At 41.4% G+C, this 15,455-nt stretch carries 16 protein-coding genes; 9 read left to right on the top strand and 7 right to left on the bottom strand.

All coding sequences use genetic code 11. From position 1 onward, the window contains the following. Positions 1-38 precede the first annotated feature (38 nt). From ACTG7Q_RS05465 to tyrA, 5 genes are all read left to right on the top strand, one after another. On the top strand, positions 39-959 hold the full coding sequence (locus ACTG7Q_RS05465) for an SPFH domain-containing protein (RefSeq protein WP_439241692.1): 921 nt from the start codon (positions 39-41) through the stop codon (positions 957-959). A 9-nt stretch (positions 960-968) separates the two neighbouring features. After that, positions 969-1,430, top strand: a complete 462-nt coding sequence (locus ACTG7Q_RS05460) for an NfeD family protein (RefSeq protein ID WP_439241690.1) — start codon at positions 969-971, stop codon at positions 1,428-1,430. Continuing rightward, complete coding sequence (locus ACTG7Q_RS05455; protein ID WP_439241688.1) at positions 1,427-2,020, top strand: NAD(P)H-dependent oxidoreductase; 594 nt, start codon at positions 1,427-1,429, stop codon at positions 2,018-2,020. Before ACTG7Q_RS05460 ends, ACTG7Q_RS05455 begins: the two co-directional genes overlap by 4 nt. A gap of 136 nt (positions 2,021-2,156) precedes the next feature. Further along, the gene (locus tag ACTG7Q_RS05450; RefSeq protein WP_439241686.1) at positions 2,157-3,215 is read left to right on the top strand and encodes a 3-deoxy-7-phosphoheptulonate synthase; all 1,059 of its coding nucleotides are present in this window, start codon (positions 2,157-2,159) and stop codon (positions 3,213-3,215) included. 29 nt (positions 3,216-3,244) lie between these two features. Continuing rightward, positions 3,245-4,372 (top strand): bifunctional chorismate mutase/prephenate dehydrogenase, encoded by a 1,128-nt coding sequence (gene tyrA, locus ACTG7Q_RS05445; RefSeq protein WP_439241684.1) that lies wholly within the window; start codon positions 3,245-3,247, stop codon positions 4,370-4,372. A gap of 67 nt (positions 4,373-4,439) precedes the next feature. On the opposite strand, the gene ybaK is transcribed toward tyrA, so the two are convergent. Further along, positions 4,440-4,919, bottom strand: coding sequence for a Cys-tRNA(Pro) deacylase (ybaK, locus tag ACTG7Q_RS05440; RefSeq protein WP_439241682.1), 480 nt, complete (start codon positions 4,917-4,919; stop codon positions 4,440-4,442). Positions 4,920-4,980: 61 nt separating this feature from the next. On the opposite strand from ybaK, the gene ACTG7Q_RS05435 reads away from it, so the two are divergent. From ACTG7Q_RS05435 to ACTG7Q_RS05425, 3 genes are read left to right on the top strand one after another with little or no spacing between them, the layout of a single operon-like run. Further along, positions 4,981-5,949, top strand: coding sequence for an oxidoreductase (locus ACTG7Q_RS05435; protein ID WP_439241680.1), 969 nt, complete (start codon positions 4,981-4,983; stop codon positions 5,947-5,949). 14 nt (positions 5,950-5,963) lie between these two features. Then, complete coding sequence (locus tag ACTG7Q_RS05430) at positions 5,964-7,259, top strand: NCS2 family permease (protein ID WP_439241678.1); 1,296 nt, start codon at positions 5,964-5,966, stop codon at positions 7,257-7,259. A 15-nt stretch (positions 7,260-7,274) separates the two neighbouring features. Beyond that, on the top strand, positions 7,275-7,631 hold the full coding sequence (locus ACTG7Q_RS05425; protein ID WP_439241676.1) for a DsrE/DsrF/TusD sulfur relay family protein: 357 nt from the start codon (positions 7,275-7,277) through the stop codon (positions 7,629-7,631). A 65-nt stretch (positions 7,632-7,696) separates the two neighbouring features. Here ACTG7Q_RS05425 and ACTG7Q_RS05420 read toward each other — a convergent pair whose 3' ends face one another. The 4 genes from ACTG7Q_RS05420 to moeA all read right to left on the bottom strand — a co-directional run bounded on the left by ACTG7Q_RS05420 (position 7,697) and on the right by moeA (position 11,421). Then, entirely contained in the window at positions 7,697-8,278 is a 582-nt protein-coding gene (locus ACTG7Q_RS05420) for a flavin reductase family protein (RefSeq protein ID WP_439241674.1), read from the bottom strand. Between the two features lie 110 nt (positions 8,279-8,388). After that, entirely contained in the window at positions 8,389-9,396 is a 1,008-nt protein-coding gene (locus tag ACTG7Q_RS05415; RefSeq protein WP_439241672.1) for a YeiH family putative sulfate export transporter, read from the bottom strand. Positions 9,397-9,483: 87 nt separating this feature from the next. Continuing rightward, a complete protein-coding gene (moeB, locus tag ACTG7Q_RS05410; protein ID WP_439241670.1) occupies positions 9,484-10,206 on the bottom strand; it encodes a molybdopterin-synthase adenylyltransferase MoeB in 723 nt (240 codons plus the stop codon). Positions 10,207-10,209: 3 nt separating this feature from the next. Beyond that, the gene (moeA, locus tag ACTG7Q_RS05405) at positions 10,210-11,421 is read right to left on the bottom strand and encodes a molybdopterin molybdotransferase MoeA (protein WP_439241668.1); all 1,212 of its coding nucleotides are present in this window, start codon (positions 11,419-11,421) and stop codon (positions 10,210-10,212) included. 132 nt (positions 11,422-11,553) lie between these two features. Here moeA and folE point away from each other — a divergent pair, with 132 nt between their 5' ends. Continuing rightward, entirely contained in the window at positions 11,554-12,210 is a 657-nt protein-coding gene (folE, locus tag ACTG7Q_RS05400) for a GTP cyclohydrolase I FolE (protein ID WP_439241666.1), read from the top strand. A gap of 222 nt (positions 12,211-12,432) precedes the next feature. Here folE and ACTG7Q_RS05395 read toward each other — a convergent pair whose 3' ends face one another. Then, a complete protein-coding gene (locus ACTG7Q_RS05395) occupies positions 12,433-13,812 on the bottom strand; it encodes a Do family serine endopeptidase (protein ID WP_439241940.1) in 1,380 nt (459 codons plus the stop codon). Positions 13,813-14,176: 364 nt separating this feature from the next. Continuing rightward, complete coding sequence (locus ACTG7Q_RS05390; protein ID WP_439241938.1) at positions 14,177-15,196, bottom strand: branched-chain amino acid aminotransferase; 1,020 nt, start codon at positions 15,194-15,196, stop codon at positions 14,177-14,179. Positions 15,197-15,455 lie beyond the last annotated feature (259 nt).

Below are 15,455 nucleotides of genomic sequence, written 5' to 3'. Positions count from 1 at the left end.
GAGGGAGAGGGGATATTTAGTTTATAAAGGAGGACAAGATGGATTTTTATGATGGCTTACCTGTCGCAACGATAGTGTTTATTGCTTTAGTTGCGTTTATTTTATATTCAACTTTAAAAACCGTACCACAAGGTTATCACTGGACCATTGAGCGTTTTGGGCGTTATACCCGAACCCTTTCACCCGGTTTGAACTTTGTGATTCCTTTTGTGGATCGGGTTGGGCGTAAAATTAATATGATGGAACAGGTGCTAGACATTCCATCACAAGAAGTGATTTCCAAAGATAACGCCAATGTGTCCATTGATGCGGTGTGCTTTGTGCAAGTGATTGACGCTCGTAGTGCGGCGTATGAAGTGAATCATTTAGAACAGGCGATTGTCAATTTGGTGATGACTAATATTCGTACCGTGTTAGGGAGTATGGAACTGGATGAAATGTTGTCACAACGTGATAGCATTAACGGGCGTTTGCTTGCGATCGTGGATGAGGCGACCAATCCTTGGGGTGTGAAAGTCACTCGTATTGAAATTCGAGATGTGCGTCCGCCACGTGAATTAAGCGAGGCCATGAATGCGCAAATGAAAGCGGAACGGAATAAACGGGCGGAAGTATTAGAGGCCGAAGGGGTACGTCAAGCCCAAATTTTACGTGCCGAGGGGGAAAAACAATCTCGTATTTTACGTGCGGAAGGGGAAAAACAAGAGGCGATTTTACAAGCCGAGGCTCGAGAACGTGCGGCGGAGGCCGAGGCCAAAGCGACCCAAATGGTCTCCGAGGCGATTACCAACGGCGATACCAAAGCGATTAATTATTTTATTGCGCAAAAATACACCGAGGCCTTAAAACATATTGGCGGTTCAAACAACAGCAAAGTGGTATTAATGCCGTTAGAGGCGGGCAATTTGATTGGTTCAGTAGCCGGCATTGCGGAATTGTTAAAGGGCGATAAAAAATAAGGATAATTCATGGAATGGTTTGAAACGTGGACAGTGTGGCATTGGTTAATTCTGGGCTTTGCCTTGTTAATTGCAGAGTTGGCACTACCTGGTATTTTCCTCCTTTGGTGGGGACTGGCCGCTATTGCTGTGGCGGGCGTAATGAAATGTTTCCCTGATTTTTCACTGGCCAGTTTAGGCATTATTTACGCCATTTTGGCCACGTTATTAAGTCTAGGTTGGTGGAAATATCAACATCAAAAAGATCTGTCTGATGAAAAACGCAGTCACTTAAATCAACGAGATCATGCCATGCTTGGCAGCGTTGGATTTGTGCAAGAAATCCATGACAATGGCATTGGGCGAGGCCATTTTGGTGATACCACTTGGCGGATTCAATCGGCACAGCATGACAAACTATGCGTCGGCGATAGCATTCAAGTGCTGAGTGTACAAGGCATCACATTAATCGTGCAAAAGGTGAATCAATGAAACAACATGTCATTATTTTTGCTCACCCCAATAACAACAGTTTCACCAAAGCCCTTGTGGATGAAGTAGTGAAAAGCAGTGAGCAATTTGGCGCAAATACGGTGGTGAGAAACCTTTACGCCATGAATTTTAACCCTGTCTTATCGCAAGAAGAAATGCAAGGCGCATGGCAAGGCATTATTCCTGAAGAAGTGCTGTATGAGCAGAAATTAATTCAACAAGCGGATTTGATCACCTTGGTTTATCCCGTATGGTGGATGGGTTTTCCCGCCATGTTAAAAGGCTATTTAGATCGTGTGTTTACCCATGGATTTGCTTATCAAAGCAGTGAACAAGGTTCGGTTGGTTTGTTGCAAGGTAAAAAAATGCAACAGTTTATTAATATCGGCAATAACGTAGAGGCTTATCAAGCCAAAGGCTTTGCACAAGCATTGGATGTGTGTTTGGTCAATGGTTTGTTTAATTATTGTGGGATTACCGATATTGATCATCAATTATTTGGTGATTTATATGTGATTAGCGATCAAGAACGTAAGGATATGTTGACACAAGTGGGGGAGAAAACGTTACAGAATTTGACCGCACTTTAAGCTGAATAAATCCTAAAATAAGGCGTATCTAAAATACGCCTTATTTTTTTATAAAAATGGGTTGCTATTTTTTTATTTATCGTGTAATTTTATTTTTACATTAAGTGTAATTATAAATTTACAAAAGGAAATAAAAATGAACAAAGATAGCATTCATAACGTCCATATCGTCGACGAAAAAGTCTTAATTACCCCACGTGAATTAAAGCAAAAATTGCCTTTATCTCCTCATTTACGTCATCAAATTGAGCAACACCGCCAAGATATTTCCAATATTATTCATAAAAAAGATCCCCGTTTATTGGTGGTGATTGGTCCTTGTTCTATTCATGATCCCGTGGTCGCATTGGATTATGCGAAACGCTTAAAAGCATTGGCTGATGACGTGCAAGATCAACTGTATATTGTCATGCGAGTCTATTTTGAGAAACCTCGTACCACCGTGGGTTGGAAAGGGTTGATCAACGATCCTAAAATTGATGGTACCTTTGATGTGGAAAATGGCTTGCATATCGCTCGTCAATTATTACTGGACTTAGCAGAAATGGGCTTACCGCTAGCCACCGAGGCATTGGATCCGATTACGCCACAATACTTGGCGGATTTATTCAGTTGGTCAGCTATTGGCGCCAGAACCACCGAGTCACAAACGCACCGTGAATTAGCCTCGGGCTTGTCCATGCCCGTTGGCTTTAAAAATGGCACAGACGGCAGTTTAGCAACGGCCATTAATGCCATGAAAGCGGCCGCAATGCAACATAGTTTTATCGGGATTAACCAAAAAGGACAGGTGAATTTATTGCATACAGAGGGCAATCCTGATGGTCATGTGATTTTACGTGGTGGCAAAGCCCCGAATTACCAAGCTGAATTTGTCCAACAATGTGAACAGGCATTAGAAAAAGCGGGCTTAGCAACCGCCATTATGATCGATTGCAGCCATGCCAATTCCAATAAAGATTATCGTTTACAACCCGCTGTGGCAGAAAATGCGTTACAACAGTTGATTAATGGCAATCGTTCGATTATTGGTTTGATGTTGGAAAGCAACATTCATGCGGGCAATCAATCCGCAGAACAGCCCGTCAGTGAAATGCAATACGGCGTGTCAATTACGGATGCGTGTATTGATTGGGACACCACCGAACGCTTATTACATAACATTGCAGATGGCTTAAAAAATCAAGTAAAATAGACCGCACTTGAATCTTGACGGAAGATAAAATGGACGTATTAAAAGAGATTAGAACTGAAATTGATAGCGTAGATGGCGAACTGATTAAGCTGTTTGCTAAACGTTTGGCGTTGGTGAAAAAAGTCGGTGAAGTGAAACATCAACATGGTTTGCCCATTTATGTGCCTGAACGGGAGGCAGATATGTTAGCCGCTCGCCGTCAAGAGGCGGAAAAAATCGGGGTACCAGCGGATTTAATTGAAGATGTGTTACGCCGTTTTATGCGGGAGTCTTACACCAGTGAAAATCATTTTGGTTTTAAAACCGTTAACCCTGACATCAAAAAAATTGTGGTGGTCGGGGGGAATGGTAAACTCGGCGGATTATTTGTGCGTTTCTTAGGTTTATCTGGTTATACCGTGGAGATATTAGGTCGCCAAGATTGGCAACGTGCGGAGCACATTTTGGCCAATACTGATGTGGTCATTGTCTGTGTACCGATTGCCAATACCTTAGACACCATTAAACGCTTGCAACCTTATTTAACCCCAAATATGTTATTAACGGATTTAACCTCGGTTAAACGTCAGCCATTACAAAAAATGTTGGAAGTCCATCATGGGGCAGTTGTGGGGTTACATCCTATGTTCGGCCCTGATGTCGCCAGTATGGCAAAACAGGTCATTGTGCGTTGTGATGGGCGTTATCCTGAACGTTATCAATGGTTGCTTGAGCAAATGGCGATTTGGGGGGCGAAAATTTATCAGGTCGAGGCGGCGGAACATGATCACAGCATGACCTATATCCAAGCCTTACGCCATTTTTCCACTTTTGCCAACGGCCTACATTTATCCAAACAACCGGTAAAATTAGCCAATTTATTAGCCTTATCATCACCGATTTATCGCTTAGAATTGGCTATGATCGGGCGTTTATTTGCCCAAGATGGCGGCTTATATGCGGATATTATTCTGGATAAACCCGAAAATTTAGCCGTGATTGAAAGCCTCAAAGACAGCTATGTGGAAAGCCTGAAATTTTTTGAAACCGGCGATAAACAAGGCTTTATTGATACCTTTAATCAAGTGAGCCAATGGTTTGGGGAATATTCGGATTTATTTATGAAAGAGAGCCGTCAATTATTACAACAAGCCAATGATCATCGCCAACATGATTGATAAATAGGGCAAATCAACAGGGCAAATTAACAGGTAAAGTGCGGTGAAATCACCGCACTTTTTTGTATTATTCATCATCCACAATATCCACAAATTCTGCGCCCAATACTTGCGCTAAATCCTGTGGTGCCAGTTCCACACTTAATCCTCTTTTTCCGCCAGAGACAAAAATGTGCTCAAAATTCACCGCACTTTGGTGGATCACGGTTTTGAGCCGTTTCTTTTGTCCTAACGGGCTGATTCCCCCGACCAAATAACCGCTACTTTTCTGCGCAAATTCTTTGTCTGCCATATCGACTTTTTTCACACCAATAGCTTTGGCGGCTTTTTTCAGGTTAAGCATATTGGCGGTGGGCAACACAAAACAGGCTAATTTTTTCTGATCCCCATTTTCTGCCACCAGTAAGGTTTTAAAAGATTGATTCGGATTTAAGCCTAATTTTTCCGCTGCCTCGTCGCCAAAATGGGTATTATTTGGATCGTGATCGTAGGTGTGTAAGGTAAAAGCAATTTTTTGTTTTTTTAGTAAATCTATGGCGGGTGTCATTTTCTTTTCTCCCTGAAAAAGTATAGAATGTAGCGTTATTTTATTACGATGAGGGCAAAAAATGAATAAATTAAATCTCGCCATTGCGGCGGAATTTGAGCTTTGTGAAAAAATTACCGAATTTTTACAGCAAAGTCGCCTTGAAATTAGCCAATTAACGGTGGTAGAAATTTACCCCTTTAATGAAGAACAAGGCGTACGTTTTCACAATAAATCGGTGGCGCAAATTCCAGTCGCTGAGGTGGACTGGTCAGCATTTGATTATGTATTATTTGCCGGTAAAACAGAGCAAGCACCGCATATTGCCAATGCCGCAGAACAGGGTTGTGTGGTGATCGATATGTTGGGGCTGTGTGCCAGTATTTCTGCGGTTCCCGTGATTGTGCCGACGGTCAATGATGAACTAATTACAGAGTTGCGACAACGTAACGCCTTGCATAATATTATTGCCTTGCCGAATCCACAAATCACCCAAACTGTATTGGCCTTGTCGGCATTCATGGCACAATATCCTATTAACCAAGCAATCGTTAGTTCGCTTGTGCCGGCCTCTTATCACAACGGTGAAACCGTGAGCAAACTGGTCGGACAAACTGCTCGATTACTGAATGGCATTCCGTTAGATGAAAATGAGCCACGTTTTGCCTTTGATGTCGCACCCTTGGAAAGCAGTTACGCTACCCAAATCAACAAAATTTTTCCGACCTTATCGGTGGTTTATCACAGCATTCAAGTGCCTGTTTTTTATGGTTTAGCTCAAAAAATCACCGCACTTTCGGATTATCAAATCGACCTTGAGCAAATTAAATCCACATGGCAACAACAGGATCTTATTCAACTTGAGGAAAAAATCACACCGGTTCTCAACGGTGAACAAGAAAATAATGAAGAAACCGTAAAATTACATATTAGTGATTTAAAAATAAGCGAAAATGGCGTAGAATTTTGGACGGTCGCAGATGAGCAACGTTTTAATTTAGCGTGCTTGGCTGTTCAATTATTGGAAAGACTTTTTAATCAACAACCTTAACTTAGGAAATCAATATGCTAGAAAAACTTTTTCAGCTAAAACAAAAGGGTAGCAACACCAAAACGGAAATTGTAGCCGGTATCACTACCTTTTTCACCATGGTCTATATCGTGTTTGTTAACCCTGCGGTATTGGGTGCAGCCGGCATGGACACTCAAGTGGTGTTCGTCACCACCTGTTTAATTGCTGCCTTTGGTACTATTGCCATGGGCTTGTTTAGTAACTTGCCGATTGCGTTGGCGCCAGCAATGGGATTAAACGCCTTTTTTGCTTATGGCGTGGTGATTAAAATGGGCTATTCTTGGCAAGTGGGCATGGGGGCTATTTTCTTAGGTTCCGTTGGCTTATTTTTGCTTACCGTGTTACAAATTCGCTACTGGTTTATGTCCGCCATTCCAAAAGGCTTACGAGTAGGGATTGGTGCGGGGATTGGCTTGTTAATTGCCTTAATTGGCTTTAAAAACATGGGCTTAATTATCCCGAACGAGGCCACACTGGTAGCGTTGGGTGACTTGCACGATCCAAAAATTCTGATGGGCATTTTAGGCTTTTTCATTATCGTGGTGTTATCCGCCAAAGGCGTGCATTCTGGCGTATTAGCCTCTATCGTGGTGATTACCGCCTTAGCGTTAATCTTCGATCCCGCCGTGCAATTCCATGGTATTATGTCTATGCCGCCGAGTTTAGATGCGGTGGTGGGCCAAGTGGATATTGCGGGAGCCTTTGATTTAGGCTTATTGGGTATTATTTTCTCATTCCTGTTGGTTAACTTATTTGACTCATCAGGCACCTTAATTGCAGTCACCACCAAAGCGGGTTTTGCTGATGAACAAGGTCGTTTCCCGAAAATGAAACAAGCGTTGTTAGTAGACAGTACTTCCGCCATGGTAGGCTCATTTATGGGAACATCTGCCATCAGTACTTACATTGAAAGTGGTTCAGGTGTTTCGGTAGGCGGTCGTACGGGATTAACCGCTGTTGTGGTCGGTATCTTATTCTTATTAACCATTTTCTTCTCTCCATTAGCCGGTTTAGTGCCAGCCTATGCCACTGCGGGGGCGTTAGTTTTCGTTGGAATCTTAATGGCATCTAGCTTAATTGAAGTGGAATGGAGCGATTTAACCGAGGCCACCCCTGCCTTTATTACCACCGCATTAATGCCATTCACTTATTCTATTACCGAGGGGATTGCCTTTGGGTTTATCACCTACTGCGTGATGAAAGCCTGTACTGGCCGTTGGAAAGAAATTAATGCCTCAGTTTGGGTGGTATCGATTTTATTCTTAATTAAATTTATTTGGATTGGCTAACAACAAGGACATGTTATGCAAAAATTATTATTTATTTTTAACGAATCGCCTTACGGCACCGAGAAAACCTTTAACGGTTTGCGTTTTGCGGTGAACTTATTGGAAGAAAACGGTAAAGACGTTGAAATCAAAGCCTTTTTCTTCTCTGATTCGGTGTTGTCTGGTTTAGCCGGCCAAAATCCAAATGACGGTTACAATGTACAACAGACTCTTGAAGTCTTAACGGGTTTAGGTGCCGAGGCCAAACTTTGCACCAGTTGCACCAAAGCACGAGGCATTACACATTTGCCGTTAGTGCAAGGGGTGAGTGTCGGGACATTAGATGATGTTTCCGCTTGGACATTGTGGGCGGATAAGGTGATTAATTTCTAATTTAATCAGATTTTGCTCGAAATGCGGTGAAAAATTTTGTTGTTTTTCACCGCATTTTTATTCTGCTATCTCGCCCGAAAATTTTTACCTAATGACTCACTTAATCCGTGATAGTGGCGAAAATTATAAATCAACGGTTGCCAAGATTCTGGGCGAATATGCCCTTGTTCATTCACTAAATGCTGTTGTGCGTGCAGTTGAACAATTTTAAATTCTATAATGGCATAACCATCTCGCTGGCTAATTTGTTGCAACCGCATTTCGGCTTGAATGGGGCATTCCGCAATACGAGTCGGGCGAACTTGTATTGATGTTTGAGCGGTTAATTTTCCCTGAGCAAATTTATCCGAACAATAAGCATAAATACCTTGTTTATGTTTAGGAATCTCAGCTTTACCCGTGAAAGGTGCTATGCTTTCGACTCGTTGAAACATTGTGTTATCAGGTAAATTCAAAACAGCTTCAGGGCAAACTTGTAGATTTTCAAAGGCTTTGCCGCAAGTTCCTAAACCAATCACGATATTATCACCTAAACACCAACTGGATGAAATTGGTGAAATATTGCTATGTCCTTGTTCATCGCAAGTGGTCAGTAGAACCACGGGAAAACCATAATAAAAAGTTTGCATTGGAATGGTCTGGTGCATAGTGTTTATCCTTAATGATGGAGTTTGCTGTTCTTTGATATTTTGATTGTAGCCATTTTAGAGGGAGAGATCAAAAATCAGCTATTTCTTACCGCACTTTTTAAATCTATTTACATAAATAAGTTTTGCATCACAAAATTCACCACAAATCCCCCAATCACCAACCATAAAAACACCAAAAAACCTAAAATCAACGGCTTAATGCCAGCTTGTTTAATGGCACTGATATGAGTGGTTAGACCGAGAGCGGTCATTGCCATCATCAATAAAATACCGTCTAGTTGAATTAAAAATTGGACCAGTTGAGCAGGTAATAATTGGAAAGAATTAAACACCGCTACCAAAATAAAATACAAGGCAAACCACGGCATATTAAATGGGCTTTTCTCACCCGTTTGAGCTTGTTGTTTGTGTAAATAATAAGATAATACAACTAAAAACAGGGCGAGCATCATGACTCGGAGCATTTTGGTGATGACGGCAATATTGGCAACTTCGGGGTTGATATTTTTCCCAGCCGCATAAACCTGTGCGACTTCATGTACTGATGAGCCGATATAAATGCCGAATTGATTGTCACTTAATCCCTGAATATATTGGTAGAGAATCGGGTAGAGAAACATGGAAATTGTGCCGAAAATCACGATTAAAGCAACGGCAACGGATACTTTATGTGAATCCGCTTTCACCACTGGTTCAGTCGCCAAAATAGCGGCTGCACCACAAATACTGCAACCAGATGCGGTGAGATAGACAATTTGTTTGTCTATTTTTAACAGATAAATGCCCAATGTACAGGTGATGAAAAAGGTGCAAATCAACATAATCGCATCGCTAATAATGGCGTTTGCCCCTACTTGGGCGATGTCTTGAAAGGTGATTTGGAAACCGTATAACACAATCCCTATGCGTAATAACCGCCCTTTAGCAAAGGTGACACCCGCATGGGATTGTTGTTGCCATTTGGGATATAGCGTGTTACCGACGAGTAACCCCAATAAAATAGCAAGGGTTAAGGCGCCAAGATGTAATTGGCTGGCGAGTGTTGAGAAAGATAAGGCTTTAGCGATTAACGTTATTACCCCGACAATAGCTAAGCCCAACAATGATTTTTTCATTGCTGTACCCCTAAATAGTGGTTAAAAATAAAAAAAGTAGATAAACGATTTATTCAAAAAAGGGAATAAATACGTTGCATTACAACATTAACAAGGTAATTTCAATTCACGAAAGGTCATGGAAAATCCATCAATCATGAGTAATCTCCCTGCTAAAATATTGCCGATTTTTAACCGCACTTTAATCGCCTCCATGGCTTGAATTGAACCGACAATTCCCACAATCGGGGAGAGAACGCCTGCCTCTACGCAACTTAACGCATTGTCACCGAATAATTGGCTTAAATGGTGATAAGTTGGCGTATTGGGTTCATAGCTAAACACCGAAACTTGCCCTTCCATGCGAATCGCGGAACCTGAAACTAATGGCACAAATGCCGATTGACAAGCCAGATCAAGTTGGTTACGGCTTTCTACATTATCGGTACAATCTAACACCACGTCAAATTGCTGTATCAGTTCAGCTAATTTTTTTTCGTCCAGTTTTTCATGGATCGTGTGAATTTCAATATGTGGATTAAGGGCTTGCAAGGCGATTTTGGCGGATGTGACCTTCGGCATATCAATGCGTTCATCTGTATGCAAGACTTGGCGTTGTAAATTGGAAAGGGAAACCGTATCAAAGTCCAACAAGGTCAAATGTCCCACACCTGCAGCAGCCAAATATTGGCTTGCTGCACAGCCCAAACCGCCTAATCCAACAATCAACATGCGACTGTCTTTGAGTTTTTCTTGCCCGTCAAAATCCACCGATTTTAAAATAATTTGGCGGTTGTAACGGAGTTCTTCTGCATAGTTCAATTCAGACATGGTTTATCTCAATAAATCACTAAAAGGTTCAATGGTGACAGTTTCCCCCACAGCCACATTACCACGTTCTTTCTCAATACGAATAAAGCAGTTACTTTTCACAAAGGCACTGAATAAATGGGAACCTTGAAAGCCTACGGATTGCACTTCAATTTTTCCTTGTGGATTGACTTGATAAAAGCCACGTTGAAAATCCATGCGTCCGACGGCTTTTTTCATTGGGGCAATGGCTATCGCTTGAAGTAGTGTAGCAGGTTGATAATCTGCGCCTGATAAGCGAGCAATCACCGGTTGAACAAGCTGATAAAACGTGACTAACGCCGAAACAGGATTACCCGGTAAACCACAGAACCACGCATTTGGCAATTTACCAAAGGCAAACGGCTTACCAGGTTTCATGGCAATTTTCCAGAAATTGACTTCGCCCACTTTTTCTAATACGGTTTTAGTGAAATCCGCCTCGCCAACCGATACACCGCCACTGGTGATGACCAAATCTGCTTGAGCCTGAGCGTTCAAAAAGGCTTGTTCAAATTGTTGCTCATTATCTGGCAAAATGCCAAAATCTAGCACCTCACAGCCGAGTTTTTCTAACATCAGTTTTACCGTAAAACGATTGGTATCGTAAATTTGTCCCGCTTGCAACGGTTGTCCAACAGGCACGAGTTCATCTCCGGTGGAAAGTACGGCGACTTTTAAACGTGGATAAACGTCAACCGTTGAAATCCCTAAAGAGGCCAATAATGGCAAAGAAACTGCGGTGAGTTTTTGGCCTTTTTTTAACACCACATCACCAATTTTTACATCTTCGCCAATACGACGAATATTTTGGTTATTTTTTGGTACAGTGGAAAGGGTAATGGTGCCGTCATCATTGACGATAACCTCTTCTTGGATCACTACGGTATCCGCCCCCGCTGGCAACATGGCTCCGGTCATAATTCGCACCGCACTTTGAGCTGGCCATTCGCCTGTAAATGGACTGCCGGCGAAAGATTTTCCTGCAACGGAAAGGGTTAACGATTTTTCCATATCCGCTAAACGAACCGCATAGCCGTCCATGGCCGAATTATCAAAAGACGGCACATTAATCGGCGAAATCACATCTTCCGCACAGACTAAATTGACCGTTTGATCAAGGGAAACTTGCTGATGTTTAGTGGGCGTGGGTAAGGTATTGAGAATGTTATCTAGGGCTTGTTGTAGTGTGAGCATGGTAATCCTGTTATTGAATATTAATCATATCCTTATTCTATACTAAAATTTTTCACGATGTTAATGAATATTCTGGTTTTATTCTTCGCTGAATGTTTGTTAGAATAGCCCATTATTTTATTGGAGTTGTAAATGAGCAATATTTCAGCAGAAGCCATTAAGGTGCGTGATGCCTTAGTGGCAAAAGGGATTGAAACCCCAATGGTTAATTTGACCAAGAGTAAAGATCAACGCCGTGATGAAATTGAAAGTAAAATGCGTGATGTGTTGGCGTTGATCGGCTTAGATTTAACGGACGATAGTATTGAAGAAACCCCGCACCGTTTGGCAAAAATGTTTGTGGATGAAATTTTTAGTGGACTGGATTACGCCAATTTCCCGAAAATTACCAACATTGAAAATCGTATGAAAGTGAGCGAAATGGTATTGGTCAATGACGTGACGTTGACCAGTACTTGCGAACATCATTTTGTTACTATTGATGGCACCGTGTCTGTGGCCTATTACCCGAAAAAATGGGTGATCGGCTTATCTAAAATTAATCGAGTAGTGGCCTTTTTTGCGCAACGTCCGCAAGTACAAGAGCGTTTGACTGAGCAAGTGTTATTGGCGTTTCAAACTATTTTGGAAACCGAAGATGTGGCAGTTTATGTAAAAGCCACGCATTTTTGCGTAAAATGCCGAGGAATTAAAGACAGCAATAGTTACACGGTAACATCAGCTTTTGGTGGTGTTTTCTTAGAAGATCGGGAAACCCGAAAAGAGTTTTTGAGTTTGATTAATAAGTAATAATTTTTCACGAGGGCGTCTTATGACGCCCTTTGTTTTACTGCATTGTTCTTAATATTTCTACCTTATCACCAACCCGAATCACACCTGAATTTAACGGCACTAAATTAATGCCAAAAATCGGTTGTCCCTCGTTATCTTTGCTAACTTTTTTCAATTGACAAAAAAGTGCGGTAAAAATTCTTTCAATATTTTTACCGCACTTTCGTTACGTTGTACAGATTATTGTACTAATAAATAGAAATTATTATGTCCACGTTTAACATTTAATGCTACGGCAGATGGTTTTTCATCAATGGCATCACGTAATTCTTTTAAGGTTTTGACCGGTTGACGGTTAACCCCGACAATGACATCACCGACTTTCAAGCCAACTTGTGCTGCAGGTGAATTTTTCTCGATTTTTTCAATCTCAATACCGTCTTTACCATTGGTTAATGCGGCGCCCTCAAGTGCTGGAAGAATGCCGTCAGTGCTGGTTTCGCCAGATTTCGCAAAATCATCTGCTTGTAATGTTACTTCGGCTTTTTCTGTTTTTCCGTCACGTAAGTAGGTTAATTCAAATTTCTTACCAGCACCAGAGGTGGCAATTTTGGCTCGTAATTCAGCAAAACTTTTGATTTTTTGACCGTTTAATGCCGTGATCACATCACCTGCTTTTAAGCCGGCTTTAGCAGCAGCTGAATTTGGCAAAACTTCGCTCACAAATGCACCTTGTTGTGCATCAATATTAAAGGCCTTGGCTAAATCTGCATTGAGTTCACCGCCTTTGATGCCTAATACGCCACGGCGAACTTCACCAAATTCGATAATTTGTTGCACCAAATTATTCGCCATATTGGAAGGAATGGCAAAGGCAATTCCTGCATTGCCACCGCTTGGAGAAATAATGGCCGTGTTGATTCCAATTAATTCCCCTTTTAAGTTGATTAATGGGCCTCCTGAATTACCACGGTTTACCGCCGCATCAGTTTGAATATAGTTTTCATAGGTGCCACTGTCGGATCCCGTAGAACGACCCAAGGCAGAAACAATACCCGAAGTCACGGTTTGACCTAAACCAAAAGGATTACCGATCGCCACAGTGAAATCACCAACACGTAATTTATCACTGTCGGCAATGCTAATTTGAGTGAGGTTTTTCGGTTTTTCTAATTGCACTAATGCGACGTCAGATTGTTTGTCAGCTCCTAACACTTTACCTTTAAATTCACGTCCATCTTGTAGTGTCACCGTGATTTTATCGGCTTTGTCGATTACATGATTATTGGTTAAAACATAACCTTTTTCAGCGTTAATAATCACGCCTGAGCCGAGCCCTTTAAATTGGCGAGGCGAGCGACTGCCACGATTACCAAAGAAATCATCCCCAAAGAAAAAACGAAATTCTTCAGGAATTTGTTGATCGTTTACCGTACTTTTTTCTTTGCCTTCGACATCAATGGAGACCACCGCAGGCAATACTTTTTCCAACATCGGTGCAAGGCTTGGCACGGCAACGCCTGCGACATCACTTGGCAATTCAGCCATACTGGTCATTGGGGTGCTTAATACGCTTAATCCTAATGCGATAGCCGTTAAAGCCAAACTGGTTTTTTTCATTTTCATAACATTTCCTTTTTAAAAATTAAATGAATCGCTTGTGTATGAATATGACAAGAAAATGGGGTAAATGTTCAGAAATTCAAGGGGGAATTACAATGAAAATATTTATAGTGGATTTATAAACAGTTTGTTATAATGCTATTTCTGGCGTTCGCTAGAAACAAGAAACCCCACCTTGTAGAACGTGGGGATTCTAAAAAAGGAGTTAGGATATGTGTATCAGAATCATCATCCTAATTATCTTACTCATTATTAGCAATTATGCTTATTAATAAAAGATAATCCAAAGGGGGAATATTGTGAGAGATTTCCCCCGATGGCTCCGATCTTAATCATTAACAGGATTAAAATCAAGTGATTTTTATTCTACCTTAACAACCCAACCGTCAGGCGCAGGTTTATCACCAAATTGAATTCCCACTAATTCTTCATAAAGCGCACGTGTTTTTGGCCCCACTTCGGTTTCAGAATAGAAAACATGGAAATCGTCGCCATTTAAAATGCCACCGATTGGGGTAATCACGGCGGCTGTGCCACAAGCACCGGCTTCAGCAAATTGATCCAGTTCGTTAATATAAATATCACCCTCAATCGCCTCCATGCCAAAGCGTTCTTTGGCTAAATAGAGTAGTGAGTATTTGGTAATACTTGGCAAAATAGACGGTGAAATTGGGGTGATAAATTTATTATCCTTGGTAATCCCAAAGAAATTGGCGGATCCTACTTCTTCAATTTTGGTGTGTGTGGTGGGGTCTAAATAGATACAGTCGGCATAACCCAAGGCTTTCGCTTTTTTACCTGGATAAAGGCTCGCTGCATAATTGCCACCGACTTTAGCAGCACCTGTGCCTTGTGGGGCCGCACGGTCATAATCTGATACCATAAAATTGGTCGGTTTTAATCCGCCTTTAAAATAAGCCCCCACCGGGCAAACAAAGATCGAAAAAATATATTCTGGTGCAGGGCTAACGCCGACATTATCCCCGACACCGATTAAAAATGGACGCAAATATAATGTGGCACCTGAACCGTAAGGGCCAACCCATTCTTCATTGGCTTTTACGACCTGCTTACAAGCCTCTACAAACATGTCAACAGGCACTTCTGGCATTAACAAACGTTGACAGCTACGTTGCATACGTTTGGCATTTTCATCAGGACGGAATAGATTAATTGAACCGTCTTTACAGCGGTAGGCTTTTAAACCTTCAAAACATTGTTGTCCGTAGTGCAGTGCCGTGGAACCTTCGCTAATATGTAGCACATTATCTGTCACTAATTCGCCTTTTTGCCATTCGCCATTTTTCCAATAGGCAATGTAACGATAGTCTGTTTTGATATAACTAAATCCGAGATTATTCCAGTCAAGATCTTTCATAATTTATCCTTAATTGAATTTGAAAAAGAGAGTTTTCTAAATCTACATCATAATACGAGGATTGAAAACTATTATTTGAGATTTTCGGCGGGCTAGTGGTAAAATTGTATGATAAAAAAACACCGCACTTGCAAAGTACGGTGTTATCACCCCAAATTTAGGGCAAAATATACAGGAAGTTATGTTCGGTTTCCCGAACAATATGCAAACACAACATAATTAATGAAAGAATTACTCATCATTAAGTATGAGTGTAGTATAA

This window comes from Lonepinella sp. BR2474 (assembly GCF_051851555.1).
Classification (GTDB): domain Bacteria; phylum Pseudomonadota; class Gammaproteobacteria; order Enterobacterales; family Pasteurellaceae; genus Lonepinella.
This window is presented reverse-complemented; position numbering and strand designations above follow the sequence as displayed.

Excerpts from the sequence above, each read along its gene's own strand:
- ACTG7Q_RS05435 (WP_439241680.1), top strand. The coding sequence starts at position 4,981 with ATGAATAAATTAAATCTCGCCATTGCGGCGGAATTTGAGCTTTGTGAA.
- ACTG7Q_RS05420 (WP_439241674.1), bottom strand. The coding sequence starts at position 8,278 with ATGCACCAGACCATTCCAATGCAAACTTTTTATTATGGTTTTCCCGTG.
- folE (WP_439241666.1), top strand. The coding sequence starts at position 11,554 with ATGAGCAATATTTCAGCAGAAGCCATTAAGGTGCGTGATGCCTTAGTG.
- moeA (WP_439241668.1), bottom strand. The coding sequence starts at position 11,421 with ATGCTCACACTACAACAAGCCCTAGATAACATTCTCAATACCTTACCC.
- ybaK (WP_439241682.1), bottom strand. The coding sequence starts at position 4,919 with ATGACACCCGCCATAGATTTACTAAAAAAACAAAAAATTGCTTTTACC.
- ACTG7Q_RS05465 (WP_439241692.1), top strand. The coding sequence starts at position 39 with ATGGATTTTTATGATGGCTTACCTGTCGCAACGATAGTGTTTATTGCT.
- ACTG7Q_RS05455 (WP_439241688.1), top strand. The coding sequence starts at position 1,427 with ATGAAACAACATGTCATTATTTTTGCTCACCCCAATAACAACAGTTTC.
- moeB (WP_439241670.1), bottom strand. The coding sequence starts at position 10,206 with ATGTCTGAATTGAACTATGCAGAAGAACTCCGTTACAACCGCCAAATT.
- tyrA (WP_439241684.1), top strand. The coding sequence starts at position 3,245 with ATGGACGTATTAAAAGAGATTAGAACTGAAATTGATAGCGTAGATGGC.
- ACTG7Q_RS05395 (WP_439241940.1), bottom strand. The coding sequence starts at position 13,812 with ATGAAAAAAACCAGTTTGGCTTTAACGGCTATCGCATTAGGATTAAGC.
- ACTG7Q_RS05430 (WP_439241678.1), top strand. The coding sequence starts at position 5,964 with ATGCTAGAAAAACTTTTTCAGCTAAAACAAAAGGGTAGCAACACCAAA.
- ACTG7Q_RS05450 (WP_439241686.1), top strand. The coding sequence starts at position 2,157 with ATGAACAAAGATAGCATTCATAACGTCCATATCGTCGACGAAAAAGTC.
- ACTG7Q_RS05460 (WP_439241690.1), top strand. The coding sequence starts at position 969 with ATGGAATGGTTTGAAACGTGGACAGTGTGGCATTGGTTAATTCTGGGC.
- ACTG7Q_RS05415 (WP_439241672.1), bottom strand. The coding sequence starts at position 9,396 with ATGAAAAAATCATTGTTGGGCTTAGCTATTGTCGGGGTAATAACGTTA.
- ACTG7Q_RS05425 (WP_439241676.1), top strand. The coding sequence starts at position 7,275 with ATGCAAAAATTATTATTTATTTTTAACGAATCGCCTTACGGCACCGAG.